Source organism: Agathobaculum butyriciproducens, from assembly GCA_003096535.1.
GTDB lineage: Bacteria > Bacillota > Clostridia > Oscillospirales > Butyricicoccaceae > Agathobaculum > Agathobaculum butyriciproducens.
Genome location: QEKJ01000007.1, coordinates 36,594 through 63,441, shown reverse-complemented (window position 1 = coordinate 63,441; position 26,848 = coordinate 36,594). Strand labels below are relative to the sequence as shown.

General features: G+C 55.7%; 24 protein-coding genes. 7 read left to right on the top strand and 17 right to left on the bottom strand.

The window, feature by feature from the left end; translation table 11 throughout:
- The 9 genes from C7386_RS07290 to C7386_RS07250 all read right to left on the bottom strand — a co-directional run bounded on the left by C7386_RS07290 (position 1) and on the right by C7386_RS07250 (position 9,728).
- Positions 1-453, bottom strand: a complete 453-nt coding sequence (locus C7386_RS07290; protein WP_110436130.1) for a hypothetical protein — start codon at positions 451-453, stop codon at positions 1-3.
- Between the two features lie 12 nt (positions 454-465).
- Complete coding sequence (locus C7386_RS07285; RefSeq protein WP_110436129.1) at positions 466-921, bottom strand: hypothetical protein; 456 nt, start codon at positions 919-921, stop codon at positions 466-468.
- A gap of 11 nt (positions 922-932) precedes the next feature.
- Complete coding sequence (locus tag C7386_RS07280) at positions 933-1,400, bottom strand: hypothetical protein (protein WP_110436128.1); 468 nt, start codon at positions 1,398-1,400, stop codon at positions 933-935.
- A gap of 151 nt (positions 1,401-1,551) precedes the next feature.
- A complete protein-coding gene (ftsH, locus tag C7386_RS07275) occupies positions 1,552-3,510 on the bottom strand; it encodes an ATP-dependent zinc metalloprotease FtsH (RefSeq protein ID WP_110437192.1) in 1,959 nt (652 codons plus the stop codon).
- Positions 3,511-3,547: 37 nt separating this feature from the next.
- Positions 3,548-4,102: a hypoxanthine phosphoribosyltransferase gene (gene hpt / locus C7386_RS07270; RefSeq protein ID WP_227109570.1), complete on the bottom strand. Its 555-nt coding sequence runs from the start codon at positions 4,100-4,102 to the stop codon at positions 3,548-3,550.
- The gene (gene tilS / locus C7386_RS07265; protein ID WP_110436127.1) at positions 4,092-5,444 is read right to left on the bottom strand and encodes a tRNA lysidine(34) synthetase TilS; all 1,353 of its coding nucleotides are present in this window, start codon (positions 5,442-5,444) and stop codon (positions 4,092-4,094) included. Before tilS ends, hpt begins: the two co-directional genes overlap by 11 nt.
- Positions 5,445-5,447: 3 nt before the next feature.
- Entirely contained in the window at positions 5,448-6,815 is a 1,368-nt protein-coding gene (gene dnaB, locus C7386_RS07260; RefSeq protein ID WP_188886039.1) for a replicative DNA helicase, read from the bottom strand.
- A gap of 362 nt (positions 6,816-7,177) precedes the next feature.
- The gene (rplI, locus tag C7386_RS07255; RefSeq protein ID WP_110436125.1) at positions 7,178-7,624 is read right to left on the bottom strand and encodes a 50S ribosomal protein L9; all 447 of its coding nucleotides are present in this window, start codon (positions 7,622-7,624) and stop codon (positions 7,178-7,180) included.
- A 103-nt stretch (positions 7,625-7,727) separates the two neighbouring features.
- Positions 7,728-9,728 (bottom strand): DHH family phosphoesterase, encoded by a 2,001-nt coding sequence (locus C7386_RS07250; RefSeq protein ID WP_116705160.1) that lies wholly within the window; start codon positions 9,726-9,728, stop codon positions 7,728-7,730.
- A gap of 168 nt (positions 9,729-9,896) precedes the next feature.
- Between C7386_RS07250 and C7386_RS07245 the strand changes: the two genes are divergently transcribed.
- The 3 genes from C7386_RS07245 (at position 9,897) to C7386_RS07235 (ending at position 11,496) form a co-directional block, all read left to right on the top strand.
- On the top strand, positions 9,897-10,265 hold the full coding sequence (locus C7386_RS07245; RefSeq protein ID WP_116705159.1) for a VOC family protein: 369 nt from the start codon (positions 9,897-9,899) through the stop codon (positions 10,263-10,265).
- 125 nt (positions 10,266-10,390) lie between these two features.
- Positions 10,391-10,933, top strand: a complete 543-nt coding sequence (locus C7386_RS07240; protein ID WP_116705158.1) for a chromate transporter — start codon at positions 10,391-10,393, stop codon at positions 10,931-10,933.
- Entirely contained in the window at positions 10,930-11,496 is a 567-nt protein-coding gene (locus C7386_RS07235) for a chromate transporter (RefSeq protein ID WP_110436121.1), read from the top strand. The genes C7386_RS07240 and C7386_RS07235 overlap by 4 nt, the downstream gene beginning before the upstream one ends.
- Positions 11,497-11,611: 115 nt before the next feature.
- Here C7386_RS07235 and C7386_RS07230 read toward each other — a convergent pair whose 3' ends face one another.
- From C7386_RS07230 to C7386_RS07215, 4 genes are all read right to left on the bottom strand, one after another.
- The gene (locus C7386_RS07230; protein ID WP_110436120.1) at positions 11,612-12,016 is read right to left on the bottom strand and encodes a C-GCAxxG-C-C family protein; all 405 of its coding nucleotides are present in this window, start codon (positions 12,014-12,016) and stop codon (positions 11,612-11,614) included.
- Positions 12,017-12,114: 98 nt separating this feature from the next.
- Positions 12,115-13,941: an N-acetylmuramoyl-L-alanine amidase gene (locus C7386_RS07225; protein ID WP_110436119.1), complete on the bottom strand. Its 1,827-nt coding sequence runs from the start codon at positions 13,939-13,941 to the stop codon at positions 12,115-12,117.
- A gap of 172 nt (positions 13,942-14,113) precedes the next feature.
- Positions 14,114-14,680 (bottom strand): hydrolase, encoded by a 567-nt coding sequence (locus tag C7386_RS07220; protein ID WP_110436118.1) that lies wholly within the window; start codon positions 14,678-14,680, stop codon positions 14,114-14,116.
- Between the two features lie 54 nt (positions 14,681-14,734).
- On the bottom strand, positions 14,735-15,880 hold the full coding sequence (locus tag C7386_RS07215; protein ID WP_116705157.1) for an FtsW/RodA/SpoVE family cell cycle protein: 1,146 nt from the start codon (positions 15,878-15,880) through the stop codon (positions 14,735-14,737).
- Between the two features lie 280 nt (positions 15,881-16,160).
- On the opposite strand from C7386_RS07215, the gene C7386_RS07210 reads away from it, so the two are divergent.
- Complete coding sequence (locus C7386_RS07210; RefSeq protein WP_110436116.1) at positions 16,161-17,831, top strand: formate--tetrahydrofolate ligase; 1,671 nt, start codon at positions 16,161-16,163, stop codon at positions 17,829-17,831.
- Positions 17,832-17,917: 86 nt separating this feature from the next.
- Positions 17,918-18,850: an AEC family transporter gene (locus C7386_RS07205; RefSeq protein WP_110436115.1), complete on the top strand. Its 933-nt coding sequence runs from the start codon at positions 17,918-17,920 to the stop codon at positions 18,848-18,850.
- A 450-nt stretch (positions 18,851-19,300) separates the two neighbouring features.
- Here the strand turns inward: C7386_RS07205 and C7386_RS13715 are convergent, their stop codons facing one another.
- Positions 19,301-20,539 (bottom strand): HAD-IA family hydrolase, encoded by a 1,239-nt coding sequence (locus tag C7386_RS13715; protein WP_286050299.1) that lies wholly within the window; start codon positions 20,537-20,539, stop codon positions 19,301-19,303.
- Between the two features lie 83 nt (positions 20,540-20,622).
- Positions 20,623-22,116 carry a 4-alpha-glucanotransferase gene (malQ, locus tag C7386_RS07195; RefSeq protein ID WP_116705156.1) on the bottom strand — a complete coding sequence of 498 codons (1,494 nt, stop codon included), beginning with the start codon at positions 22,114-22,116 and terminating at the stop codon, positions 20,623-20,625.
- A 450-nt stretch (positions 22,117-22,566) separates the two neighbouring features.
- Between malQ and trmB the strand changes: the two genes are divergently transcribed.
- The gene (gene trmB, locus C7386_RS07190) at positions 22,567-23,226 is read left to right on the top strand and encodes a tRNA (guanosine(46)-N7)-methyltransferase TrmB (RefSeq protein ID WP_110436112.1); all 660 of its coding nucleotides are present in this window, start codon (positions 22,567-22,569) and stop codon (positions 23,224-23,226) included.
- Between the two features lie 468 nt (positions 23,227-23,694).
- Here the strand turns inward: trmB and C7386_RS07185 are convergent, their stop codons facing one another.
- Positions 23,695-24,333 carry a phosphoribosyltransferase gene (locus tag C7386_RS07185; RefSeq protein ID WP_116705155.1) on the bottom strand — a complete coding sequence of 213 codons (639 nt, stop codon included), beginning with the start codon at positions 24,331-24,333 and terminating at the stop codon, positions 23,695-23,697.
- 60 nt (positions 24,334-24,393) lie between these two features.
- Entirely contained in the window at positions 24,394-25,239 is an 846-nt protein-coding gene (locus C7386_RS07180) for a PfkB family carbohydrate kinase (RefSeq protein WP_116705154.1), read from the bottom strand.
- A 296-nt stretch (positions 25,240-25,535) separates the two neighbouring features.
- Here C7386_RS07180 and C7386_RS07175 point away from each other — a divergent pair, with 296 nt between their 5' ends.
- Positions 25,536-26,834, top strand: coding sequence for a glycoside hydrolase family 10-like protein (locus C7386_RS07175; protein ID WP_110436109.1), 1,299 nt, complete (start codon positions 25,536-25,538; stop codon positions 26,832-26,834).
- Positions 26,835-26,848 lie beyond the last annotated feature (14 nt).

The following is a 26,848-nucleotide window of genomic DNA, read 5'->3' as shown; positions in this document are numbered from 1 at the left end:
TCAGCGCCAGAACTTCCATATCAAATCTGCGAATATCACGACCGGAATGAAAATACGCTTTACAATATCCCCGGCGAGCGCACTTTTAGACGGCGGATTTTCCTCGTCGTCTTTTGCGGCACGGTAGGTCGCGATTGTTCTGTAAATACCCTCGAACACCATGCACACGAACCACAGAATCGCAAACTCGCTCACATTTTTGCCGAATGCAATGATATCCACCAGCATCACCACGAACAGCCCGACCGTCATCAAGCGATAGGCGATAATCGCACCATTGCGTGTGATCGTGTTCTGCATTTCGTCCTGCTCCCAGCCGTTAGCCTTCGCGGAAGCGCGTGCACGAGCGGTTTTCCCGGCCTGTCCCCAGTCCTCCCAGAGCATAAAAGCCAGCCAGAATGCCGCAAAAACAACCATTACGACCACGCCTATACCGGTTTCGGTTGTAAACATAGGTGCACCTCCCTACATCCAGAAAACATCGACCACAATACACAGATACATCAGATTATTGAACACACTATGTCCCATCTGTTTCCACATTTGCGTTTTATCCTCATCGCCCGCCATATTACGAATGGTTTTGATGATAATAAACAGCACCTCAGCAACAATGGACACGATTGCCAGGACACTGAGTTCAATCGAGCGATAATCACGAAAAAAGCGGCTGTAACCAAGATAAATGATAACACCGGCCTGCAGCACACGGTAGCCGATCAAGCGACCCTTCACATTGACGGCGTGCGCCATCTCATCAATATTCCATTCCCAGTCCTTCATGATTTTTCTCGCTCGCGGCGATTGTCCTTCTTCTACCCAGTCGTGCCACAGACTCGCTACAAGAATAACCAGCGGCAGCACAATCGCAACCACAACAACCTGCACCTTCTGTGTCATATCGTACATATCCCAGCTCATAAGCGCACCTCCTACCAGTTTTGCGTTAGAACCGTCATTCCGACGGCCAATCCGATCAGCACCGCACAGAACGTCAGCTTTGCGATAAGGAAAGCCAGTCTCGGCGGATGCTCCTCGTCGTCCTTTGCTTTGCGGAACGTCTGCACAAGTATAACAGCCACCTCCGCCATGCCGGACACGACCAGCAGCGCACACAACTCCATTGCCGCCTGCCCTTTTATCAGCAACCGATAATACAGGCACACCTGGATTCCCGCCTGCGTCACGCGGTACGCGACCGCCTGCGCCTGTATGCTGATGGCGTGCTCCATCTCATCGGTCCTGCTGCCGAGTGCTTTGGCGGCTTTGCGGGCCTTTTTCGATCCTCCGGCATCCATCCAGTCTCTTACCAGCCATGCCGCCAGCAGGAGCACCGGCAGACCGATGCAGACCCACAATACCTGCATTTTCTCGGCTGATGTGTACAAATTCCACCGCATAAAAGCACCTCCTACCCTTGATGCTGTTCGCTAAAATGTAAAGTTCTCTTTACATCTTCAAGATAACAGGCGGACAGCAAAATGTCAAGAGTATTTGACATTTCAGGCAAGGAAAAACCCCACAGAATTTTCTGTGGGGTTTTGTGAATGTTTACTGATCCTGCTTATCCGGGTCGAGATCCTTTTCAGCTTCTTCGACCTTGGCAAGCTCCTCTGCGGATTCCGCAGGCTTGCTTACCTTGGCGTGCAGCTCCTGCTGCAGCTCGGTCATCAGATCCTCGCCGACGATCTTATCCGGAACGATTTCGCCGTTGTAGACCTTAACAAAGGTCTCGCCGTCCATCGTTTCGTTACGGATGAGATACTCGGCAACGCGCTTCATCTCGTCCATGTGCTCGCTCAGCAGCTTTTCACAGGCGTGATATGCGTGCTCGATAATGCGGTGAATCTCGTCGTCGATCTCCGCCGCCTTAACCTCGGAATAGCCCTTGCCGGCTGCCAGATCGCGGCCGAGGAACACCTCGCCATTATCCGAACCGTAGTCGATCGGGCCGATACGCTCGCTCATGCCGTAGCTGGTGACCATGGCGCGTGCCATCTGGGTCGCCTGCTTGATGTCGCCATAAGCACCGGTGGAGATATCCTCCATCGTCAGCTGCTCAGCCACGCGGCCGCCCAGGCAAACGATGATGTACTCCTCCATATACTTCTTGGTGCGGTAGGCCTGATCCTCCTCAGGCAGCGGCATGGTAAAGCCGCCTGCGCCGGACGAACGAGGGATAATGGTAACATGGTGTACCGGATCCTGCGTCGGTAGAACGTGGAAGCAGATAGCGTGACCGGCCTCGTGGTACGCGGTCAGGCGCTTGTCGTGCTCGTTGATGATGTGGCTCTTCTTCTCCACGCCCATTACGACCTTGAGCAGCGACTCCTCGATCTCCTCCTGCGAGATCAGCTTCTTGTTGCGGCGTGCCGCAAGCAGCGCTGCCTCATTGAGCAGGTTTTCGAGGTCTGCACCGGTGAAACCGGCGGTCGTCTTGGCAATTTCAGAGAACTTGACATCCGGGTCGAACTGCTTGTTGCGGGCATGTACCTTGAGGACAGCCTCACGGCCCTTGACATCCGGTGCACCGACATAGACCTGACGGTCGAAACGGCCCGGACGCAGCAGCGCGTTATCCAGAATATCCTTGCGGTTGGTGGCTGCGATGACGATAACGCCCTCGTTTGCACCAAAGCCGTCCATCTCAACGAGCAGCTGGTTGAGCGTCTGCTCGCGCTCGTCATGGCCGCCGCCGAGACCTGCGCCGCGCTGACGGCCTACCGCGTCGATCTCATCGATGAACACGATAGCCGGTGCGTTCTTCTTGGCCTGCTCGAACAGGTCGCGCACACGCGATGCGCCGACACCGACGTACAGCTCAACGAAGTCCGAACCCGAAATAGACAGGAACGGTACGCCCGCCTCGCCTGCAACCGCACGCGCGATCAGGGTCTTACCGGTGCCCGGAGGGCCGACCAGCAGCACGCCCTTCGGAATACGCGCGCCGATCTGCACGAACTTCTGCGGATTCTTGAGGAACTCAACAATTTCCTGCAGCTCGGCCTTTTCTTCATCCGCGCCTGCCACATCATTGAAGGTGACCTTGCGCTTATCGTCCTGCGCCAGCTTTGCACGGGCCTTGCCAAACTGCATCGGACCTGCTCCGCCGCCGGACTGCTTGTTCATCATAAAGCACCAGAACGCGATCAGCAGCACGATCAGGATCACATACGGCAGGAACTGTGCCCACCACGGAATGATCGCCGTGCGGTAATCGACCTTGGTCAGCGTGCCATCCCGCATCTGCTGCTGAATAGTCTCACCCAGATCATTATAGAACACGCTTCTGTAGTCGCCCAAATCGTAAGTGTACGTCTGGTTTTCCTTTTTCAAATGCATGGTCAGCGTGGTGTCGTCCACGTCGTACTGGTCAACATCGCCATCCATAAAATAGTTATAGATTTGATTATAGGACAGCGTTTCTGTCTGCTGTGTCTGGCTGACCACATAGCTGACGCCCGCCAGCAGGCACACCAGTATGATCAGGTAAAGGCCGAAGCCTTTCATTTTGCCTTTCAAATCGGTTTAACACCTCTTCCCTAAATTACTCGCCGCCGTAAACATACGGCTTAAGTATGCCGATATACGGCAGATTGCGATACTTTTCCGCGTAGTCAAGACCGTAGCCGACTACGAACTCGTCCGGAATCTCAAAGCCGAGATAGTCCACATCAACCTGAATCTTGCGGCGCTCCGGCTTGGAGAGCAGCGTGCACAGGCGGATGGAATTTGCGCCGCGTGCTGCAAGGATCTGCATCAGATAATGCAGCGTTACGCCGGAATCCAGAATATCCTCAACGATCAGCAGGTCGCGGCCGTCGATCGGCTGTGCGATATCCTTGATGATCTGCACCTCGCCGGAGGTCTTGGTGCCCTTGCCGTAGCTGGATACGACCATGAAATCCACGTTGCACGGCGTATCAATGGCGCGGGTCAGGTCGGCCATGAACACATAGGAGCCCTTGAGCACACTGACGATCAGCGGGTTCTTGTCGCGGTAGTCCTCCGTGATACGCGCACCCAGCTCTGCTACCTTTTCGTGAAGCTGCTCCTCGGTAAAGTAAACTTCCTTGATGTCATCTCGCATATTATAAGCCATTTTTCGATAACCCCTTTACTGTAATCTGCAGTGTATTTGCGTTATTTTTGGCTGTTCTGCTGCAGTCCGCACCGATATCCTGCACCGCGATCACGCCGTTTTTATCTGCGATGACGGCCATCGCATTCCGCATATAGCGCGGAATCTTTCGGTCGATCATCAGCTTTTTGAGCGATCTGCTGCCGCCGTTTTCGGTCAGCCGCAGGGTATCTCCGGTGCGCCGCGTGCGAACACACAGCGATTCAAAATCTATTGTACCACAATCCAGGCAAAAAGTATTGAATGTTTTGTAAAAAACTTCGGATTTTTCTAATTTTTTTGCGGCGAGCTTTACCGTGTCCTTCCAGATCGTCCCTGCAAATGGTAGGGTAAGCGGGATTTCCGGCCGCTCGACCGCAGTTTCAGCCTTGGAAATGATGCGCAGAACGTCATATTCACGTCTTGCGAAATAGCCGTTCGGCAAATCGGTTTCCGCAGACGGAGACGCGGTTTCCAGCAGATGCTCGAGCGCAGTAATATGCTTTGCAGTTACGTCTTTGAGCGGCATATCCGCATTTTCGAGCAGCAGCCGCAGCGCTCGGCTGCGAACCGCCGGTGCGGCTTCCCGCAGAGGCTGAATTTTCCACGCGCCGTTCCCGACTGCACAAAGTTGTACACAGGTCTGTGCATAACTCTGCAGGCAAGTCTCGTCCTGCCGAAGCTGACGCGAAAGCCGTGCTGCCGCCTGCGCCGCCTGCGGATTCAATTCCCGCAGAACGGGAACGACCTCCTGACGAAGGCGGTTGCGCGTATAAACTGTATCCGCGTTCGTGCTGTCCGTGACGAAATCCTGTCCGCGCTCGCGCAGAAAGGCTTCGATCTCGCTGCGCTCGACCGCGATGAGAGGCCGAATGATGCGTCCGCGCACCGGCGGAATGCCCGTGAGACCTTTCGCACCTGTGCCGCGCACCAAATGGAACAGCATGGTCTCCAGATTGTCGTCCGCATTGTGCGCCACCGCGATTTTGGCTCCGTGCGCGGCATGCTCCAGCCGTGCATAGCGAATACGCCGCGCGGTCTCCTCCACCGCGGAATCGCCTGCGGCAGCGGCTATGTCCACGCGCTCGACCGTCAGTTCCACGCCGAGCTTCTCACACAGCCTGCGGCAGAAGGCTTCGTCCCGGTCGGACTCTGCACCGCGCAGACAGTGGTTGAGGTGAAATGCCCGCACCGGATACCCCAGCTCGCGCAGACTCAGCAGAAGCGCTGTGGAATCCGCACCGCCGGACAGGGCAACCAGCACATTTTCGCTGGTTTCAAGCATCATATAGTCAGAAATCGTCCGTTTTACCGTATCCAGCATGGCTTACTCCTCGTGAATGCGGTCCGGATTGGAGAACGTGGTATACTGACCGACCCACTGCAGCTCAATGGTGCCGGTCGCACCGTGACGGTTTTTCGCAATGATAATTTCTGCGATATTTTTATTTTCGCTTTCATCATCGTAGTAATCGTCGCGGTAGATAAACATAACGATGTCGGCGTCCTGCTCGATCGCGCCGGACTCTCGCAGGTCGGACAGCATCGGGCGCTTATCCGAGCGCTGCTCGGACGCACGCGACAGCTGCGACAGACACACGACCGGAACATTGAGTTCCTTCGCCATAATTTTCAGCGAACGCGAAATCTCTGCGACCTCCTGCACACGGTTATCCATGTGGCGGCCGCCGACGTGCATCAGCTGCAGATAGTCGATGACGATCAGACCGAGTTCGTCGCCCAGTCTGCGGCATTTCGCCTTGATCTCCGCAACCGTGATGGCCGGATTGTCGTCCACATAGATATTCAGTCCTGCCAGCACGCCGGACGCACGCGCGATCTTTACCCAGTCGTCACCGTCCAGATTGCCGGTTTTCAGCTTCTGCGACTCGATGAGTGCCTCACTCGACAGAAAACGGCTGGCCAGCTGTTCCTTGCCCATCTCAAGCTGGAACACGCACACGCCGGTGCCCTTTTTGTCGCCGCGCTCCTTATTCTTGACACTTGCCTTAGCCGCATTGAGCGCCACGTTGAGCGCAAAGGCGGTCTTGCCCATGCCGGGTCGTGCCGCAATGAGAATCAGGTCAGATTTATTGAGACCGGTCAGCGCCGTGTCCAGCGCGTGGAAGCCAGTGGACATACCGGGAATTTCACTGTCCGACCGGGCACGCTCGTCCAGTTCGGTATACAGATCGGCGATAACCTCAGAAAGCCGTGACAGGCCCTTAATTTCACGTCCCTGCCGAATGCTGTAAATGCGCTGCTCCGCCAGCTCGGCAATGCCGGAGGCTTCGCCGTGGGCTTCGAGGGCGTTCTGCTGAATCTCGCTGCCCGCATCCGCCAGCTGGCGCAGCAGGCTCTTGTCACGCACGATGCGGACATATTCGTTGACGTTCCGCGCACCCGGCGTGACCTCCATCAGCTGAAAGAGATACGCGCGGCCGCCGGCCTCGTCGTAGTAGCCCATGCGCGTGAGCATATCCAGAACGGTTACCGGGTCAATACGCTGTGCGCCGTTGAACATCGAGTAGATGGTCTCAAAGATGCGCTTGTTTTCTTCCGCGTAAAAATCATCGGCGCGCACCTGCTCGATGACCTCAGGAATGCAATTCGGATCGACCAGCATCGCGCCTAAAAGCGACTGCTCCGCAGTCAGATCCTGCGGCACCTGCCGCATTAAAAGTTCGTCGGGCACTTACTTACCTTCCTCCGCTAACAAATTGAGAATGGAAAATGGAGAATTGAGAATGAGGAACAAAAAATGACAACGCAGGCATCGCCTGCGTCAATCAAATCCCGCTTTGCTTGCAAAGCGCGACCACATGACAGGTTTTCCGAATGGAAAACCGAGTCATTGGCCCGCCCTCAGGCGACCGCCGCTATGCGACGGCATTCAATCCGTGCCGCAGAGCGGCACACAAAAAGGCCCAGCTTTGCCGGGTCTTTTTGTACCCCGACCCAGCGCTCTTAGAGCGCGACATTCGGGTATCGAAATGTGGTTTCTCCGGAACCACATTTCGTATATAGGGGACTTTTGAAGTCCCCTATAGATGCAGATTACGCCTCGACTACCTGCACCAGAATCTCGCCTGCGATATCCTGATACAGCTTTGCCTTTACGCGGTGTACACCGAAGGTCTTGATCGGCTCCTCGAGCACGATCTTCTGCTTCGGTACGTTCAGACCGTACTGCTTGTTCAGCTCCTCAGCGATTTCCTTGGAGGTAACAGCGCCGAACAGACGGCCGCCCGTGCCGCCCTTGGCCGGAACCTTTACCGGGCTCTCCTTGAGCTTCTCGGCTGCCTCGCGGGCTGCCTGCTGCTCGAGTGCGATCTTGCGTGCGTGTGCCTCATCCTGCGCCTTCTTGACGTTCAGGTTATCCGCGGTTGCCGGCTCTGCCAGACCGCGCGGCATCAGGAAGTTGCGGCCGTAGCCCTCGCTGACCTCGATCAGCTCGCCCTTTTTGCCCTTGCCCTTAACGTCGGCCTTGAGAATTACTTTCATGGTGATTACTCCTTTTGTGTTTGCTATATCGAATGCGGCGAACAGCTTCGCCTGCTTTTCGGTCTAATTACGGCTGTCGTGAAACGCCTTTTCCGACAGACTGTTATTTGTTTTCGTCCTGTTTCTCGGTCCGCTGATCGTCGAAGTAGCCGCGAATGGCATCCGTGATCAGCTTGTCGGCCTCCTCCGGCGTGGTGTTTTTTAGCTGTGCACCGGCCGCCGAATGGTTGCCGCCGCCGCCGAGTCTCTCCATCAGCAGCTGCACATTGACGTGGCCTGCCGCACGAGCGGAAACCGCCATATCATCGCCGCTGCGGAACGCAACAACGCTTGCATGTGTGCCGATGATGGACAGCAGCTCGTCTGCTGCCTGTGCGGCCGCAATACGGTCTACCTCCTCGCCGGTGATAGCGAAGATAACGCCCTGACCGCAGTTGCGCGCGGACGAGATCAGCTTCTGACGTTCCATATACTGGTCAAAGCTGGACTGGAACAGGCGCTTGACATCGCTCGACTCCGCACCTGCGCGGCGCAGATACGCTGCCGCCTCAAATGTGCGGACGCCGGTGCGCGTTGCAAAGCCCTTGGTATCCAGATAAATACCTGCCAGCATGGCTTCCGCCTCGCAGGTGAGGATGCCGCTGGTCGGCACAAGATACTGCAGCAGCTCGCTGACCAGCTCGGATGCGGACGACGCATACGGCTCGTGCAGGGATACGACTGCGTTCTCGATATAATCTGCCGCACGGCGGTGATGATCAATGACTGCGATCTTGTTGATGGATTCGAGCAGCGCCGCGCTCTCCACATAGCCGGGACGGTTTACGTCCACCACGATAAGCAGCGTGTTGAAATCGCACGCGATCATCGCATCCTCGGCGCTGATGAACACGCCCTTGTACTCAGACTGGGTTTCCAGCCGTTCGATCAGGTCATTTGCCATGGTGTGCTGACGGTCCACAACAATGTGCACCGGTCTGCCCTTGACACGCGCGGCACAGACCATACCGGCAGCAGCGCCGATGGCGTCCATATCGCTGTTCTTGTGGCCCATGACCAGCACCTGAGACGAGTCGCGGATCAGCTGGCTGAGTGCGTTGGCAACCACGCGGCTCTTGACCTTGGTGCGCTTCTCGACTTCCTCGCTCAATCCGCCGAAGAAAGCAAAGTTAAATTTATTCTTGATAACCGCCTGGTCGCCGCCGCGGGACAGCGCCATGTCGACAGCGAGTCCGGCAAACTGATAGCTTTCTGCAAGCGTTTCGCCGTCGCGTCCGATACCGATGGACAGGGTAGCTACAACGCCCTCGTGGTTCTCAATTTCGCGCACCTCCTGCAGAACAGAGAACTTGCGCGCGACCAGCTTGTCCAGCTCGGCGTTTTCGATCACGAAGATATACTTGTCGCGGTCATACTTGCGCAGTACGGCGCTTGAGTCCTTCACCCAGGCAAACAGACGTTTGTCAATGCCCGCCAGAATGTTGGATTTTTCCGAGTCGGTGGTGTTCTTGACCAGCTCCTCGTAGTTGTCGATCGCGATAACCGCGATAGCCGGACGGGTAGTCTCAGCCGCATCCCGCAGACGGACAAACTCGGTGCAGTCGATAAAATGCAGCATCATCAGCTGTCCCGCACCGCTCTGCACCATACTGCCGAATACATGGTACTGCCGCTTGCCGATGCCAAGCTCTCCCGGGAACGCGGTCTGCCCCTTGATGAGCCAGCCGGTCTCAAACGTCGGTGCGATCTCGCCCATGCGAACGCCGCTTACCGCAGTCCCCCGACCGCTGATTTCCGCAAATGCGTCATTCGCCCATACGATCTCGCCCGTGGTAGCCAGCGCAACAGCTGTCGGCAGCGGCGAGCGTGTCACCGCCGGACGGATCTCTCCGCCATCTACCTCGATGTTGTTCATCAGCTCCTGCACCTGCCGCCGCCGTGCCGCATTCATGCGCAGCGAAACAATCCGCAGGATGATGCACACCACAATACCTGCCGCACCGTACACGCGGGAGAAATAAAGTCCCACGACTGCAAACAGGAAAAACAGCACATAAAAAATTACGCTGTTGGGAGCCAGCATATTCTGTAATCTCTTTTTCAAACCCCTGCCTCCTTTTTGGGACGCAAATATTCAACCTAATTATAGCAAGCCATTGTAGAAATTTCAACACTAAATGCAAACCGGTTTTGTATCTTTTCGCCGTCCGCTTGCAATTTCTGCGGCTTCATGGTACAGTAACCGTAGATTCGCAATCAGGAGGATATCATTATGCAATTTTCGTTTGCACACAACAATTTTAATGTCCGCGATCTGAACCGCTCGCTTTCTTTTTATAAGGAGGCTCTCGGTCTGACCGAATCCAGCCGCATCAACGCACCGGACGGCAGCTTCATTATTGTATACCTGACCGATGGCGTAACGCCGCATCTGCTCGAGCTGACGTGGCTGCGCGACTGGGACAAGCCGTACAACCTCGGTGACAACGAGTTCCATCTGGCCTTCCGCGTGGATGATTTCGATGCCGCACACGCAAAGCACAAGGAAATGGACTGCATCTGCTTTGAAAATCCGGCAATGGGCATCTATTTCATCTCCGACCCGGACGGCTACTGGCTGGAGGTCATTCCCGCAAAGTAAACAGAAAACGCTTAGAGCTGCTGCTTTGAGCGTTTTTTTCATTCTCTTAACAGGATTATTCTGTTCATTTTTCGACAACGGGTGTATACTATTGAAGTTATCTCCTGACGAAAGGACTGTATCATTTGAATCCTTACCTTGATTTATACCTCACGTTTGCAAGGATTGGCGTGTGCACATTCGGCGGCGGCTATGCCATGCTGCCGATTCTGCAGCGCGAGGTCGTTGAAAATCGCCACTGGACAACTGAGGACGAGCTGATGGACTACTACGCCATCGGTCAGTGCACCCCGGGCGTTATCGCGGTGAACACCGCCACGTTCATCGGCTACAAGACGCACGGCATTCTCGGCGGCATTGCCGCCACGGCGGGCATGATCACGCCATCGCTGATTATTATCACGATTATCGCCGCATTTATCCAGCAGTTTGCGCATCTCGCTGTTGTGCAGCACGCATTTGCCGGAATCCGCATCGCGGTCTGCGCGCTCGTGCTGCAGTCCGTGTGGAAAATGGCGAAAAAGGGCGTTGTTGACGTGCCGACCAGCGTTATCCTGCTCGTTACGTTCGCGGCTGTCGCCTTCTTCGGCGTATCGCCGGTTGTAATGGTCGTTATCGCCGCTGCTGCCGGTATTATCATCGGTATGATCAGGAGGAAACGCGCATGATTTTCCTTCAGCTGTTTTATGAATTTTTCAAGGCGGGTCTGTTCGCCATCGGCGGCGGACTGGCGACCCTGCCCTTTCTCAAGCAGATTTCGCTGCGGTATCCGTGGTTCACGCCGAATGATCTGATGGACATGATTGCGGTCTCCGAGTCCACACCCGGTCCGATGGGTGTCAACTCGGCAACATACGCAGGCTTCCACGCAGCCGGCATTCCCGGTGCCATCACAGCGACCTGCTCGCTTGTGTTGCCGTCGGTCATCATCATCATTCTGGTGTCGCGTGCGCTCGATAAGTTCCGCGACTCTCCGCTGGTCAAGAACGGCTTTTACGGCCTGCGTCCGGCGTCTGCGGGTCTGATCTTCGGCGCAATGCTCGAGGTGTTCGCCGCTTCCCTGCTGCATACGGAAAACTGGTCAGGTATCGCAAGTCTCGGCTCAGTCATCAATGTTCCGGCGATAATTATTTTCCTCGTGCTGTCGCTCGGTATCTGGAAGCTCAAAAAGCTGCATCCGATCGTGTTTATCCTGATCGGCGCGGTATGCGGCATTGTGTTTAATCTGTAAGTTTTGATTTGTTATCGTGCAGATTCTCTGTGGAACGGCGGGATGAGACATCCCGCCGCTGCCCTCCGAATTGCACAAAAAAATCCCTTTCTCAGTCGAGAAAGGGATTTTCTTTTTATTTCGTGAGGTATTCCTCAATCAACTCACACGCATCCTCAATGCAGCCCGGGCAGGAGCGCCGTACATTGCCGTCAGCTACGCCCTTGAGGTCGCGGCACAGATACGCGCCGTTCTTCTGCTCGAACTTCTCCTTGAGCATCTTCGTGACCTTATAGGTCTGCCCCTTGGTCGTGCCCGGCTTATCCGCTCCTGCGCTGTTCTTCATGCCCGCGAGCATGAACGCACCGCTCAGCGCGCCGCACATCTCCATACAGCCCATGCCGAAGCCGAAGCCTTCCGACATTTTATAGGCGGTCTCCTTATCCAGACCAACCAGATCGCAGTACGCGCAGACCACCGCCTGTGCGCAGTTGTAGCCCTGATCGTGAAAATCCTGTGCCAGTTTTGCCCGTTCTGTCATAACAAATATCTCCTTTTTCAAAGCAAACCGCGCCGTAAACGACGCGGTCAACTTATAGTTTACTTAAGGCACCGCCGCTTTAATTATGCGACATTGCCTTAATACTGCACCTGTGTGAAATAATACAGGATCGCATTGCACTGTGCACGCGCCTGCTTCTGCCAGTCCTCCTCACTGTCGATGAACTTCTGGTCCTCCTCGTTATCAATGAAACAGAATTCACTCGTCAGCGCCGGAATATTCAGCGCCGCTGCTGCACGGTTGGTGTAATAATAATCGCCGTGACTGCCCTCGCGGAACACGATCTGGCGAATCGGAACACCCAGCTTTTCGTACTCGTCGAGCAGCGCCTGCGCCAGAATCTTGGTCGGTCCGCCGTTCTTGTCCGCAATCTGCGCCAGGATCTCCGCGCCGCGTGCAGTGGTGTTGGCTGCATTGTGGTGGATACTGAAGAACAGGTCCGCCGAGGACGCATACTGTTTCATAACAGCGCCGCGCAGCGTCAGCTCGCTGCCTTCCTCAAGGGTATCGCGCACCATGATAACCTTTGCACCGGCTGCCTCAAGGTACTGCTTGAGGTACTGCGCCACATACAGGTTGACGTGCTTCTCATCGAGCGAACCGCCGTTGTTCGCGCCGACATCGCTGCCGCCGTGACCCGGGTCGATAATGACCGTCTTCACGCCGTCAATGTGCGAGGTGCGCGGCGGCTGTATCGGATCGTTATCCTCGTCGCCGCTGACGTAGTCGCGCACGCGCGTCAGGTAAGCCGCACTGCAGTAGCGGCCGCTGCCCGAAGAGTTATCCATAATATGCGCCCAGCCGTTGCTGATGCTGTCAACCGCGATTTCCGCGCCGTTTTTCAGCACACCGACCAGTGTACCGGAGGTGCTCGGGCTCGAGCGAACAGACAGCTCGGAACCCACGGTTACACGATACACGCCGCTTGTGAATGTCTCGGCGGGCGTGTCCGGCGTTGTCGGCTCAGTCGGCGTTGTCGGCTCGTCAGGAGTCACCGGTGTACTCGGCGTCGAAGGTGTACTCGGCGTCGAAGGTGTGCTCGGCTGGGAGACAGTCGGCTCGGTCTGCTTATCGACCGCCGCATTGTAATCCCTTACACGCACCAGATAGTCCGCGCTGCAGTAACGGCCGCTGCCACCTGCGCTGTCCAGCAGGTGCGCCCAGCCGTTCGACAGCTTGTCCACGATAACCAGCGCATCCTTGGCGTACTCACCGACTTCGGAATAGGTTTTGCCCGGACCGCTGCGCACGGTCAGCGCCGAATGGACATTGACGCGGTACACACCGGTCGTGAACGAAGCCGGAATCGGTGCAGGCGTCGGTGTTTTGAGCGAAACCGTGCGGCTTGGTACGTCATAATCCGCCGTAAAGCCGAGTGCGGCCGCCATATCAGCAATCTTGTAGTAGTTGTTTCCGTTGATGATGTAACCGTCAAACGAAACCTTTTTGCCGTTCACCTTGACGATAGCCGTGGTGGGTTTGCCTGCCGCGCTGGACAGTGCCTTCGTGTTCAGCTCTCCGCCGACCGCGGTGTAGTTCTTGCCGGTCGTCAGGGTGATAACGTTGGTGGACTTCTCCCAGCCTACCTCAAACTCTGCGGTGCTGTTGCGCAGCAGATACGCTACATCGCGCAACTTGAAATAATTATACTTGTTAATTAAGTACGCCTGCGGATTGGTCACCGCCTTGCCGTTGAGCTGAAACGCGTGCGTGGTCTTTGCCGCGCTGACGACTGCTCTCGCCTGCGGCAGATCCTGTGTCAGATCCCGCTCGGCGGCAGTCTCGGTCGTGACGGCTGTGGTCTCTGCCTCCGCGGCATCCTGCGGCAATTCTGCGGCTGCCGCACCCGCTGTCATATATATCGCCGCACTAAGCAATGCCGCGATCATTCGTTTGAAACGCATTCTTGAACCTCCATGCTGTTTCGCCGGTGGGTTGCTTTCCTGCATGCCCGCTGTGGACATTCTCGATGGTATTCTACCACAAAACATGGCACATTTCAACGAAATATGACGAAACCGGGGCATTTGTAATATTACAAATGCCCCGATTATTCCATATAAGTACAATATTTCGTTAAATCTCTTCCATCTGCCTGTTGATGGAATCCTCGCAGGAGCGCATGGCATCCAGTGTCTGCTGCCACAGCTCCTCGAGCGTCAGTCCACACAGCTCCGCGCCGCGCTCGATGACCTCACGCGAGCAGCCTGCCGCGAACTTTTTATCCTTGTATTTCTTCTTCAGGCTCTTGAGCTCCATGTCCTGCACGCTCTTGGACGGGCGCATGAGCGCCGCCGCACCGATCAGGCCGGTCAGCTCATCGGCTGCATACAGCAGCTTTTCCATCTCGTGCTCCGGCTTGATATCCACGCAAATTGCCCAGCCGTGGCTGCATACCGCGTGAATGATACTCTCGTCTGCACCGCCCTCGCGCAGCAGCTCGGGCGCCTTGACACAGTGCTGCTCCGGCCACTGCTCGAAATCAATGTCGTGCAGCAGGCCGACAATGCCCCAGAATTCCGAGTCATAACCGCGCTGCTCCGCAAAACAGCGCATGACGCCCTCAACCGTCAGCGCATGCCGTAAATGGAACGGCTCCGCGTTGTACCTGCGAAGAAGCTCCCATGCTTGTTGTCTGGTCATTTTGCAAAATCCCTTCTGTCATTTTCAATGTATGCGCAGGGCGGGATGCCCATATCAGTTTTGCAGCCAGCTTGGCTTTTCCCGCATTCTGACGCCTGCGGCGATGCCGAGCGCGGCGAACATGGTAACGATGGACGTACCGCCGTAGGAGAAGAACGGCAGCGTCAGGCCCATGACAGGCAGCAGACCGACATTCATAAAGATATTCATAAAGGTCTGGAACAGCAGCATGCCGCCTACGCCGACCGCAATCAGCGCCGAAAACGGCGTGGAGGCGCGGTACGCCACATAAAACAGGCGGATGATCAGCGCCATCAGCAGGATGATGATGAGCAGACAGCCGAGGAAGCCCAGTTCCTCGCCGGCTACCGAGAAAATATAGTCGGTCTGGTTCTCCGGCACATACTGCATCTGGGTCATCGTGCCGTTGGTCCAGCCTTGACCGGTAAACTGCCCCGAGCCGATGGCGATCTTGCCGTAGGTCGCCTGTCGGGACTGTTCCACGTCAATGGACGGGTCAAACAGCACGAGGATTCGCGTTTTCTGGTAATCCTTGAGCACATAATTCCACAGGATCGGCACGCTTGCGATACCGACTCCGGCAGCAATGCCCAGCCACTTGAGCGGCAGACCGGCCGAGAACAGCATGATAACCGCGATCATCAGGTACTGAATCGCCATGCCGGTGTCACCCGACGAGAGCACGACCGCCCCCATCATTACCAGCGTGTGCAGACCGACCGAAACCAGTCCGCGCCATTCGGTGATATGATCCTGTATTTCGGTCATGTGCGCGGCAATCGTGAAGATGAAGATCAGCTTGCCAAGCTCACCCGGCTGCAGGCTTGTCACGCCCAGATTGAGCCATGCACGCTGGCCGTTGACCTCGGTGCCGAGCGGCGTAAACAGCAGAAACTGCAGCAGAATATTGCCGATCACGAATATTTTCCATAGGTCGCCCAGATTTTCCAAGTCGATCAGACTGAGCGCGACAAACGCCGCCAGACCGAGAATGATCGCGGCACCCTGTACATACAGGTTTTTCGTCGAGCCGTCCAGCGCCGTCACCGGATTGAGCGTTGCCGAGTAAATGAGGAGCATGCCGTAGATCGAGCAGACCAGTCCCAGCAGCATCAGATACAGGTCGGTGTTTTTGATATAATGCGTAACAGAGTGTACAATGGAACGAGCAGTATCCATCAAACCCCTCCCTTTCAAAATGGAAAATTGAGAATTGAGAATCGGAAATCAATGTATCGCCGCAAAGCGGCAGAATTAAATTGCAGTGCTTTGCACTGCCACACTCATTTTCATTGTTCATTTTCCATTCTCAATTACATTTCTATATGATACCACAACACACCCCGCTTTGCGAGTAACAATTTCGGCAAATTTTTCGCGTGCTTGTATGGAAAACCGGACGAAGTATTGATATAATGAATATATTATGTTACCCGCTGCAAAATAGAGGAGGAATTTCATGTTATCCGATATTGAAATCGCACAGGGCTGTCAGATGCGCCCGATCACCGAGGTTGCCGCTGCTGCCGGTCTGGATGCCGACGATCTGGAGCTGTACGGCAAGTACAAGGCAAAGCTGTCCGCAGACGTGTGGACCAAGGTGAAGGACAAGGAAAACGGCAAGCTGGTCCTCGTTACCGCCATCAACCCGACGCCTGCCGGTGAGGGCAAGACCACGACCTCGGTCGGTCTGGGTCAGGCACTGTGCAAACAGGGCAAAAACGCTATTATCGCACTGCGTGAGCCGTCTCTCGGTCCGGTATTCGGCATCAAGGGCGGCGCGGCAGGCGGCGGCTACGCGCAGGTCGTGCCGATGGAGGACATCAACCTGCACTTTACCGGCGATATGCACGCCATCACAGCGGCAAACAACCTGCTGTGCGCCATGCTGGACAACCACATGCAGCAGGGCAATCTGCTGAACATTGATCCGCGCCGTATTGTGTTCACCCGCGTAATGGACATGAACGACCGTGCTCTCCGCAACATCACCATCGGTCTGGGCGGCAAGGTGAACGGTGTGCCGCGCGAGGATCACTTCATGATCACCGTAGCATCCGAGGTTATGGCTATCCTGTGTCTGGCTGCTGATCTGGACGACCTGAAAAAGCGTTTCGGTGATATTCTGGTGGCATACAGCTACGCCGGCAAGCCGATCTACGCCCGCGACCTGCATGCAGAGGGCGCCATGACGGCACTGATGAAGGATGCCATCAAGCCCAACCTGATTCAGACGCTCGAGGGCACGCCCTGTCTGATGCACGGCGGTCCGTTCGCCAATATCGCGCACGGCTGCAACAGCGTGCAGGCAACCAAGCTGGCGCTCAAGCTGGGTGATATTGCCATCACAGAGGCAGGCTTCGGCGCTGACCTCGGCGCAGAGAAATTCATGGACATCAAGTGCCGCAAGGCCGGTCTGGCTCCGGACTGCATCGTACTGGTTGCGACCGTCCGCGCGCTCAAGTACAACGGCGGTGTAGCCAAGGCTGATCTCAACCAGCCGAACATGGATGCGCTGAAGCACGGTATCTGCAATCTGGATGCGCATCTGGATAACATGAAGAAGTTCGGCGTACCGGTCGTTGTTGCCGTCAACGCATTCCCGACCGACACCGATGAGGAGATGGATTTCATCCGCGAGCACTGTGCCGAGCGCGGTGTGCGCGTAGCACTCTCTGAGGTATTTGCCAAGGGCGGCGAAGGCGGTCAGGCGCTGGCTGACGAAGTTCTGGCTGTGCTTGACGAGAGCAAGGCCGACTTCCACATGCTGTACGAGGATTCGCTCCCGCTCGAAGACAAAATCCGCAAGATCGCCAAGGAGATTTACGGTGCACTCGGCGTGACCATCGCGCCTGCCGCAAAGAAGGAGCTGGCAAACATCACCGAGATGGGCTACGGCAACCTGCCGGTCTGCGTTGCAAAGACGCAGTATTCGCTCTCCGATGACGCATCGCTGCTCGGCCGCCCGACCGAGTTTGTTGTCAACGTGCGCACCGCTCGTCTGGCTGCCGGTGCAGGCTTTGTTGTTGTAGAGACCGGCTCGATCATGACCATGCCTGGTCTGCCCAAGGTTCCGGCTGCAGAGAAGATCGACGTAGACAGCAACGGTAAGATCACCGGTCTGTTCTAAATACAATTTAAATGAAGAGTGGAGAGAACACCGGCTGCGGTATGCTCTCCACTTTTCCCTCTTTTTTTTGCTGTGAAAGTGATATTATGCAAATCAGTCTTATTTTAGCGCAGCAGATTGCCGAGCTGTTTCTCATTCTTCTGATCGGCTGCGTGCTCGTCAAGGCCCGGCTGCTCAAAAGTGCGGACAGCCGCGTGCTGTCGGTCGTGATGGTATATGCGGTCATGCCGTGCGTCATCATCAACGCCTTTCAGGTGGATTACTCTCCTGCCGTTGTTACCGGATTGCTGTACGCCTTTGCGCTGGCGATTGCGCTGCACGCGCTGCTTCTTCTGCTGGCGCGGCTGCTGCGCCGTCCGCTGCGGCTGGATGTGATTGAGCGCACCTGCATCATCTACACGAATGCGGGCATTCTGGTCATTCCGCTGGTGCGGGCACTGCTTGGCGAGGATTATGTGATCTATTCCTGTGCGTTCCTCGTCGTACAGCAGGTTCTCCTGTGGACGCACTGCCGCAGTCTGCTCTGCGGTACGCGCGGCTTTGAGTGGAAAAAGATCATCGGCAATGTCAATATCATCGCCATTTTGATCGGCGGTGCACTGTTCATCCTGCGGCTGCCGCTGCCCGGTCTGGTGAACGATTTGTTCTCTCAGCTTGGCGCGATGGTCGGTCCGATCGGCATGCTGCTGGCCGGTATCGTCATTGCGGACACGCCGCTCCGCCAGCTGTTTATGCGCCGTCGGCATTATGTTCCTGTGCTGCTGCGGCTGATTATCTGCCCGATTATCACGGTACTGCTGCTTCGCGTCATCGGTGCGGCAAGCTGGATTCCGGATGGACACAGCATTCTGCTGACCGTGTATCTCGCGTGCATCACGCCTGCGTGCGCTACGGTTACTTCGATGGCGCAGCTTTACGACCGCGATGCTGAGTATTCCAGTGCACTGTATGTGCTCACAACGCTGTTCTCCATCCTCACCATGCCGCTGATGGTATGGGTGTTTGAGGTGCTTATTTAACAAAAAACCGTGTATTTCACAAGAGATACACGGGTTGCGGCTGTCGCGAAACTACAGTTTCGCCGACAAGCAGGAACGGACCGCAGGCCGTTCCAAAGTCGTCCGAAAGTTCCTATGCAGAAACTTTCTCCCTCTAAAAGTGTAAAAAGCCAGATACATGCTCCGGCTTTTTACGAATTTGCACAGCAAATTCTATTTTTTGCACGCTGTCGCGCGATTGAATTAAATTTCAACTTTTTCGATAAACTAAACCCGTGTATTTCACAAGAAATACACGGGTTTTTGTTAAGGCAACACCGCACAATTAAAGCGGCGGTGCTTTGCGGAAATTTTGTGCTCTGACTTTGTTGCAGTTTCACGGTAATACATCAAGTATTACCGCAAAACTGTGCCTCGTCAGTACGCAAAATTTACTCGCAAATCACTCTTGTTCAATTATGCGGTATTGCCTTAATATCCCAGTTTTTCGCCGATGAGCACGACCTCACAGCTTTCAAATCCGCTCGGCACGCCCATATGAATGACCATGGCGCGGCAGATACGCTCCGGACTTTTACAGTTGTGACATCTGCCGTCAACCGCACACGGTGTTTTTTTATTCAGCCGCTTGGCATTGAGCGGAGCGGCAATATTTCTTGCCCGCTCGATGGCGCTCTGCAGGTCGGGACGCAGCTTGTTCACGCCGCACACGAAAATGCAGCGCTTCGGTCCGAACAGCGTGGCCGCCACGCGGTTGCACTTACCGTCGATGTTGACGATCTCGCCAGTCTCGCTCAGTCCGTTCGCTGAAGACAGGTAAACGTCCGGCGTCTGGCAGTACACGCCCTTGTCGATCCAATGCCAGTGCACGTCCGTGCTGTCCGCAAAGTTCTCCGGAAAACCAAGCTGCTTCATCGTCATTGAGCCGCCCATCGACACGGATTTGCCTGCACAGGTGTCTCTCAGGTAGGAAACCGCCTCGTCTTTTGTTGCAAAATAGTGGAAACCGAAGCCGTAGCCGGTCAGAGCCTTCTCCGCCTTGCTCACATCGGGCACGCCGTACTCGAACAGCGGCAGCAGATCGCTCGGCTCATACGCAAGCGCGTCCGCACCGGATGCACGCAGCTCCTCCGCCGAGCGAAATCCCCAGGCAACACCGATGGCGGTCAGTCCTGCGTTTACTGCGGTCTGCATATCGGTCGCGCTGTCGCCGATGTAGAGGGTCGTTTCCTTATCGCCGCCCAGCTCGTCCAGCAGCTGCAGCACGCTTGTCGGATCCGGCTTGCGCGGGATATTCGGGCGTTCGCCATAGGTAATGCTTACTAAATCACCAAAATAGTGCTCAATCAGTGCTTTCGCGGCGGAATCGTACTTGTTCGACAGCACACCGACCGTCACGCCGTTCTCCTTGAGCGTTTCGAGCACCGAAACAATGCCCTCATACGGATGCGTGCGGTTCATCATGTGCTCGCCGTAGAACGCGCGGAAATCCGCCAGACAGATGTCGATCATCTCGTCCGTGCGGCTCTCCTCGGGAATGCTGCGCTCGACCAGCTTGCGTACGCCGTTGCCGATGCGGATGCGCGTCTGCTCCATGCTCACCGGCGGAAAGCCGTGCTTCTCCACGGCATAGGTTACGCTGTCGCACAGATCACCGAGCGTGTTGAGCAGCGTACCGTCTAAATCAAAAATGGCCGTTGTCATTTTCATACATATTCGTCCTTTTCTTGTCCGTGAAAATAGAATACCGCACCACAGAATCCCGTGATGCGGTATCATTATAGCACATTTTCTTACCCGCGCATATACGTCTTGGTAATTTCACCGAGCATGGACGAAACCGTCGGGTTGAGCGCTTCCGCGCGCACGCGCCAGCGCCAGTTTTTGCCGCCGATGGTGGCAGGCGTATTCATGCGGGAATCCGCACCGAGCGAGAGCAGATCCTGCAGGGTCGTCATAGCGATGTTCGCCGAGGACGCCCATACGCACTTGATGGCACTCCAGCCCATGGCCTCGGCGTGCGAGGTACGCAGATAGCGGTATGCAAACTGCTTTTCCGGCTCGGAGCAGATGTCCATGATCTGCTCGCACACGATCTGCGAATCGTGCGTCGAGGTATAGACAATGCTGTTCGGCTTATAGTTGTGCGGCAGGTGCTCGTTGTCGTAATCCGGCGTAAAGCCGAAAATCAGCACACGCATGCCCGGGAAACCGCTTTCCTCGAGCAGCTTCTTGACCTCATCGGTCTGCACGCCGAGATCCTCCGCGATGAGCGGCACCGGACCGAGCGCCTTCTCGATGGCGTTAAACAGCTCCATGCCGGGACCCTTGCGCCACTTGCCGTTGATGGCGGTCTCCTCGTCCGCGCCGACCTCCCAGTAAGCGGCAAAACCGCGAAAATGGTCGAGACGTACCACGTCGAACAGCGCCATGTTGCTCTTCATGCGCCAGATCCACCACGCGTAGTTTTCCGCCTTGTGCGCTGCCCAGTTGTACACGGGGTTGCCCCACAGCTGACCGGTTGCAGAATAGTAATCGGGCGGTACGCCTGCCACCAGCTTGGGGCTGCGGTCGGGCTTCAGCTTGAACAGCTTGGGGTGTGTCCATACATCGGACGAGTCGGCGGAAACGTAAATCGGGATGTCACCGATGATCTGAATGCCCTTTTCGTTGGCATACTCGCGCAGTGCCGTCCACTGCTTGAAGAAAATATACTGCAGAAAAATACGAAAATCTACCTCGTCACGCAGCTCTGCGGTCACTTTTTCGAGTGCTGCAGGCTTGCGGTCGCGCACATCCTTATCCGGCCACATGTAGACCGGCATGTGATGGTATTTCTCCTCCTTGAGCGCCATGAACAGCGCGTAATCCGGCAGCCATTCGCTGTTCTTCTCGGTGAAGACGGCGATTTCCTCGCGCATTTCCGGTGTCACGCGGCTGTATGCCTTGCGGAACAGCGGCCAGCGGGTATCGGCCAGCTGCTCAAAATCCGCGGTATCCGGCGAAGCATCAAAATCGCCCTGACGAACCTCATCCGCAGTGAGCAGACCGTCCTCCACGAGCAGATCCATGTCGATCAGATACGGATTGCCTGCCGCTGCCGAAAAGCACTGGTACGGCGAATCGCCGAAGCCGGTATGACCGAGTGGAAGCACCTGCCAGTAGGTCTGGTGCGCCGCCGCCAGAAAATCTACAAAATCACGGGCGGTCTTGCCCATGGTGCCCACGCCGTGCGGCGAAGGCAGTGAAGTGACGTGCGCAAGCACGCCGCTGGAACGCTTAAACATATCCTTCTCTCCCCCTGTCAGTGGATCTGTTGTTATTATAGCACAGATGTAGCATTTAACCAAGAACTATCTGCAAATTTGCATATTTTTTGTGAAAGTTGTGGTCTTTCTATAAATTTGGCTGAGATAACGGTTGTGTCATACTATATCTCTGTGGTATAATATTATGTCTATTATTGCAGAAGATGTGCCGCAGACCGGAGTATTCTGCGACAGCTTACTCTTTTTTCGTCCCGTTTGAGGACAGTTTTCCGCACTAGGGCAATACCGCACAATTGAACAAGAGCGATTTGCGAGTAAATTTTGCGTACTGACGAGGCGCGGTTTTGCAGCAATACTGACGTATTGCAAAAAATCGCAACAAAGTCAGGACTCAAAATTTCCGCAAAGCGCCGCAGCTTTAATTGTGCGGTGTTGCCCTAAAATACTGATGTAAGGGGTTTATCACGCATGAGAATGCGCAAAAAGAAAAACTTGGACGTTCGATTTGCCGCCTGCGCGGACGTTATGGCGTTTGAGCCGAAGGAAAAACGCGGCAAGTGGCGCGCCCTGTTCGGCAACGACAATCCGATCCATCTGGAGATCGGCTGCGGCAAGGGCCGTTTTGCCATCGGCATGGCCGAGCAGCACCCGGATGTGAACTTTATCGCGGTCGAGCGCGAGGAAGGTGCGCTCATCATGGCAGCCGAGCGCTGCCAGCAGCAGCCGCTGCCCAATCTTCGGTTTGTATCCTTCGACGCAGCCGAGCTGCGCGAGGTATTCGCGCCCGGTGAGGTGGACCGCATTTACCTGAATTTTTCCGATCCGTGGCCGCCCAACCGTCAGCGCAAGCGCCGCCTGACGTGGCGTGCATATCTGGAAGTATATGACGAAATCCTGCGTCAGCAGGGTGATCTGTGCTTTAAGACGGATAATCAGCGCTTTTTCGAGTGGAGTCTGCAGGAGATCTGCCAGTTTGGCTGGCTGATTCAGAATATCTCGCTCGATCTGCATAACTCGGACTTTGAGGGCAATGTCATGACCGAGTATGAGGAGAAGTTCTCCGCGGAGGGCTACCGGATTTATCGTCTGGAGGCACGCCGCCGTCTGCCGGAATTTCTGAAAAAGTAAATGAAAGAGGAAGGTTTTTACCTTCCTCTTTTGCTTTTTCAAAGTTCCGGTTATCAGTATTGTTTGTTAGTCTCTGCCAGACGGTGGTTGAGCGCTTGCGAAGCGAACGAAATCTTGCCTGCCCGGCAGGGGCACAAGAGGGTAGACACCAAGGTTTCCACCCTCTTGTGAATCACCCCTTTCCTAAGATAGTCTGGCGCAGACCAGAGACCGGCGACCGCTTCGAAAATGGGGAACGGCAGAGGATTTTTTCTTCCGTAGGGGCGCACAGAGTGCGCCCATTTCTCTACCTATTCGCAGTGTCAGATTCCATACTGCTACACATACCATTTCATCTCTGCAAGCGCGACACAAGGTGAATTGCCCGAAGGGCGAGAGAAACCATCGCGTTCATTTTCCATTCTCAATTTTCAATTTTCCATTCTATACGCATAAAAAAGAGGAAAGCACACGCTTTCCTCTTGCCCGTTACAGCTTATTGTACCCTCTCGGGGTGACGATTGCATCCAGCGGAGTGCCTGCGGCACAGTCCGGGCAGGCTTTACCGCGCACAAAGTTCTGGTAATGCGGAAAATCCGCGCCGGAGAACAGGCTGACGACCTTTTTTCCGCTCAGCTCGCTGATATTGGAGAACAGCGCCGCAAAGCCGGAGACACGGCCGCCGTAATACTCGACGCACTCCTTCGCCTGCGAGAAGGTCTGACCGGTGGATGCGGAATTGACCAGCACAAGCACATTGCGGTGCTCGATCATATGGCGCAGGTTATCCGAGAACACAAACTGACCGTTGACATTGCTGTCCGGCTCGACAAGATAAATATCCTTGCCGCTGTTGACATTGCCCATGCCCACGCTCGACAGCTCACCGGCGAGATACGCGCCGATGTACTCCGTGCCTTCCATGCACAGCAGTGTATCAATGCTGGTGGACGAGAACTGGTATGCAATGCTGCGCGCGGCTTCTCTGGACATTGCCATGCGGTGCTTGATCTCGGACATATCAATATAGTAGTTGATGTGCGAATGATTCGTGGCAAAATGCCCCGGTATCGCGTCCGCGTAAAGCCGTTTGTTCACACGGGAGGTGATGCGGATCGACTGCTTCATACAAAAACCACCTTTCTTACAGCGCACCCCTATCGGGGAATATCTGAGAATCTATCTATATTATACCTCAGTCCGGTTCTCGTGGCAAGAAAAAAGGCGCGGCAGCAGCTTCTCAAATTGCACACCATGCATAGGGTCGGTATGCTGCGCGGCGGTGTAGGCGATGCAGTCCTTGACGAACTCGCCGGCGAGCGCACAGGCATCGGCAAGCGCCCTGCCGTTCAGCAGTGCGCCGAGCACGACCGCCGCAAACAGGTCTCCGGTGCCGGGATAATACTGCGCGATCCTCTCGTGCAGACTGATGGTGCCGCCATCCTCAGACAGACAGCCGGAACCGACCTTCCCAGGCTCGTAATCCAGGCCGGTCAGCACAACCTGTGCGCCGTAGCGGCTGTGAAGTGCATGCAGCCACTCCTGCGCTTCCGTTTCGTTCTGCGGTGCGGAGGCCGGATCGCGGTCGAGCAGGATCGCCGCTTCGGTCGTATTCGGCGTGATGATATCCGCAATTTCGCACAACTCGCGCATACGCGTGCACATTTCAGGGGTATAGGTGGCGTAGACCTCACCGTTATCGCCCATCACCGGGTCGATGAACGCCGTGCCGTTTTCGGATTTCAGCCGCAGCACAGCATCCCGCACACAGTCGATCTGATCCGCTGAGCCGAGAAAGCCCGCGTACACCGACTCAAACCGTAACCCTAACCGGTCGTACTGGTCGATAACACGCGGCATAACGCCGGTCAGATCGACCGTTTCCCAGCCGGGAATGGCCATGTGCGTGGAAAAATATGCGGTCGGCAGCGGCACGCACTGGTGTCCTGCCGCCGAAATCGCTGCAATGATCGGCACAAGCGACGAACGTCCGAAACCCGACAGATCGTGCAGCGCTAAAACCTTTTTCTGCATGGATTTGCTCTCCTTCTTACTCTATGGCAACACCGCACAATTAAAGCTGCGGCTTCTTGCGCAGGCTCCGATCGCGCTGCCGCGGCGCTTTGCGGAAATTTTACGCCCTGTCTGTATTTCAGCATACAATGAAAAGCCTTTTCTGTCAACGCACCTGTCTGCCAGAATTCACATTATGTACTTAAATTTCCCGATCGGTTGTGGTATAATATAGGGTAACAAATTGGCGAAGCTGCTTTCGCAAGCAGGGTATGCAATGGTTATGAAAGCAGCTTCCGGATAAAAGGAGATTCTTCATGCTGAAAAAACGCATTCTATCCATCGTGCTGGCGCTGACCATGCTGATGGTACCGGGCGCTTACGCCGCTCAGCCCGCAAAGGACGATATGCGCGGTGTCTGGGTCGCGTCCGTACATAATATTGATTTTCCCTCCGAGCAGGGCATGACTGCCGACCAGCTCAAGGCCGAGGCCGATACTGAGCTGGACAATATTGCCGCAATGGGCCTGAACACGGTCTTCCTGCAGGTGCGGCCTTCCGCAGATGCGCTGTATCCGTCCGAGCTGTTCCCGTGGAGCCGCTATGTCAGCGGCACGGCCGGTCAGGCACCGAACGGCAGCTTTGACGTCCTCGGCTACTGGGTAACCGCAGCGCACGAGCGCGGTCTGCAGCTGCACGCGTGGATCAACCCATACCGCATTACGATTGACGGCGAGGACGAATGGAACGCAATTCCGGATTCCAGTCCGGCCAAGCAGCACCCGGAGTGGGTAATCAAGTACAACGATAACTACTACTTCGATCCCGGTATTCCGGCGGTGCAGCAGCTTGTCGTAGACGGTGCGGCTGAGATCGTCAAGAATTACGACGTAGACGGCATTCATCTGGATGATTATTTCTATCCGGGTACGGATTTTGCCGATGAGGCGACTTACAAGCGCTACGGTCAGGATTTCAGCAGGATCGGTGACTGGAGACGCGACAACGTCAACACACTCATCGCTGCTCTGGATGAGACACTGCATACGCTGGATAAGAACCTCTCGTTCGGTGTCAGTCCAGCCGGTATCTGGGAAAACAAGAGCGCAAACTCCAAGGGCAGCAACACGCAGGGGCAGTCCTCATACAGCGAGCTGTACTGCGATTCCCTGCAGTGGATCAACGCCGGCACAGTAGACTATATCTGTCCGCAGCTGTACTGGTCGATCGGCTTTGAGCCTGCTGACTTCCAGACGCTCGTCAAGTGGTGGCAGAAGGCGGTTTCCACCAGCGATGTAGCGCTGTACATCGGCATCGGCGCATACCGTTCGGCGGAAGCGCAGCCCGGTGATACCTGGTACGGCACGGATGAAATCGAGCGTCAGCTTACTCTGCTCGATAACAGCATTGATATTCAGGGCGAGGTATTTTTCAGCTATGCCTCTCTTGAGTCCATCGACGGCTGTCCGGCCTTCCTGACCGCGCACTACGCGGAGGATAAGCCGGTCACCAAGCCGGATGCCGACAATTCCGGCACCATCACCCAGGAGGAAGCACAGCGGCAGGCTACCCTGCTGGATATGCTTTCCCGCTTTATCGTTTCCCTGTTCCGCTGACCGCACATTTTTTC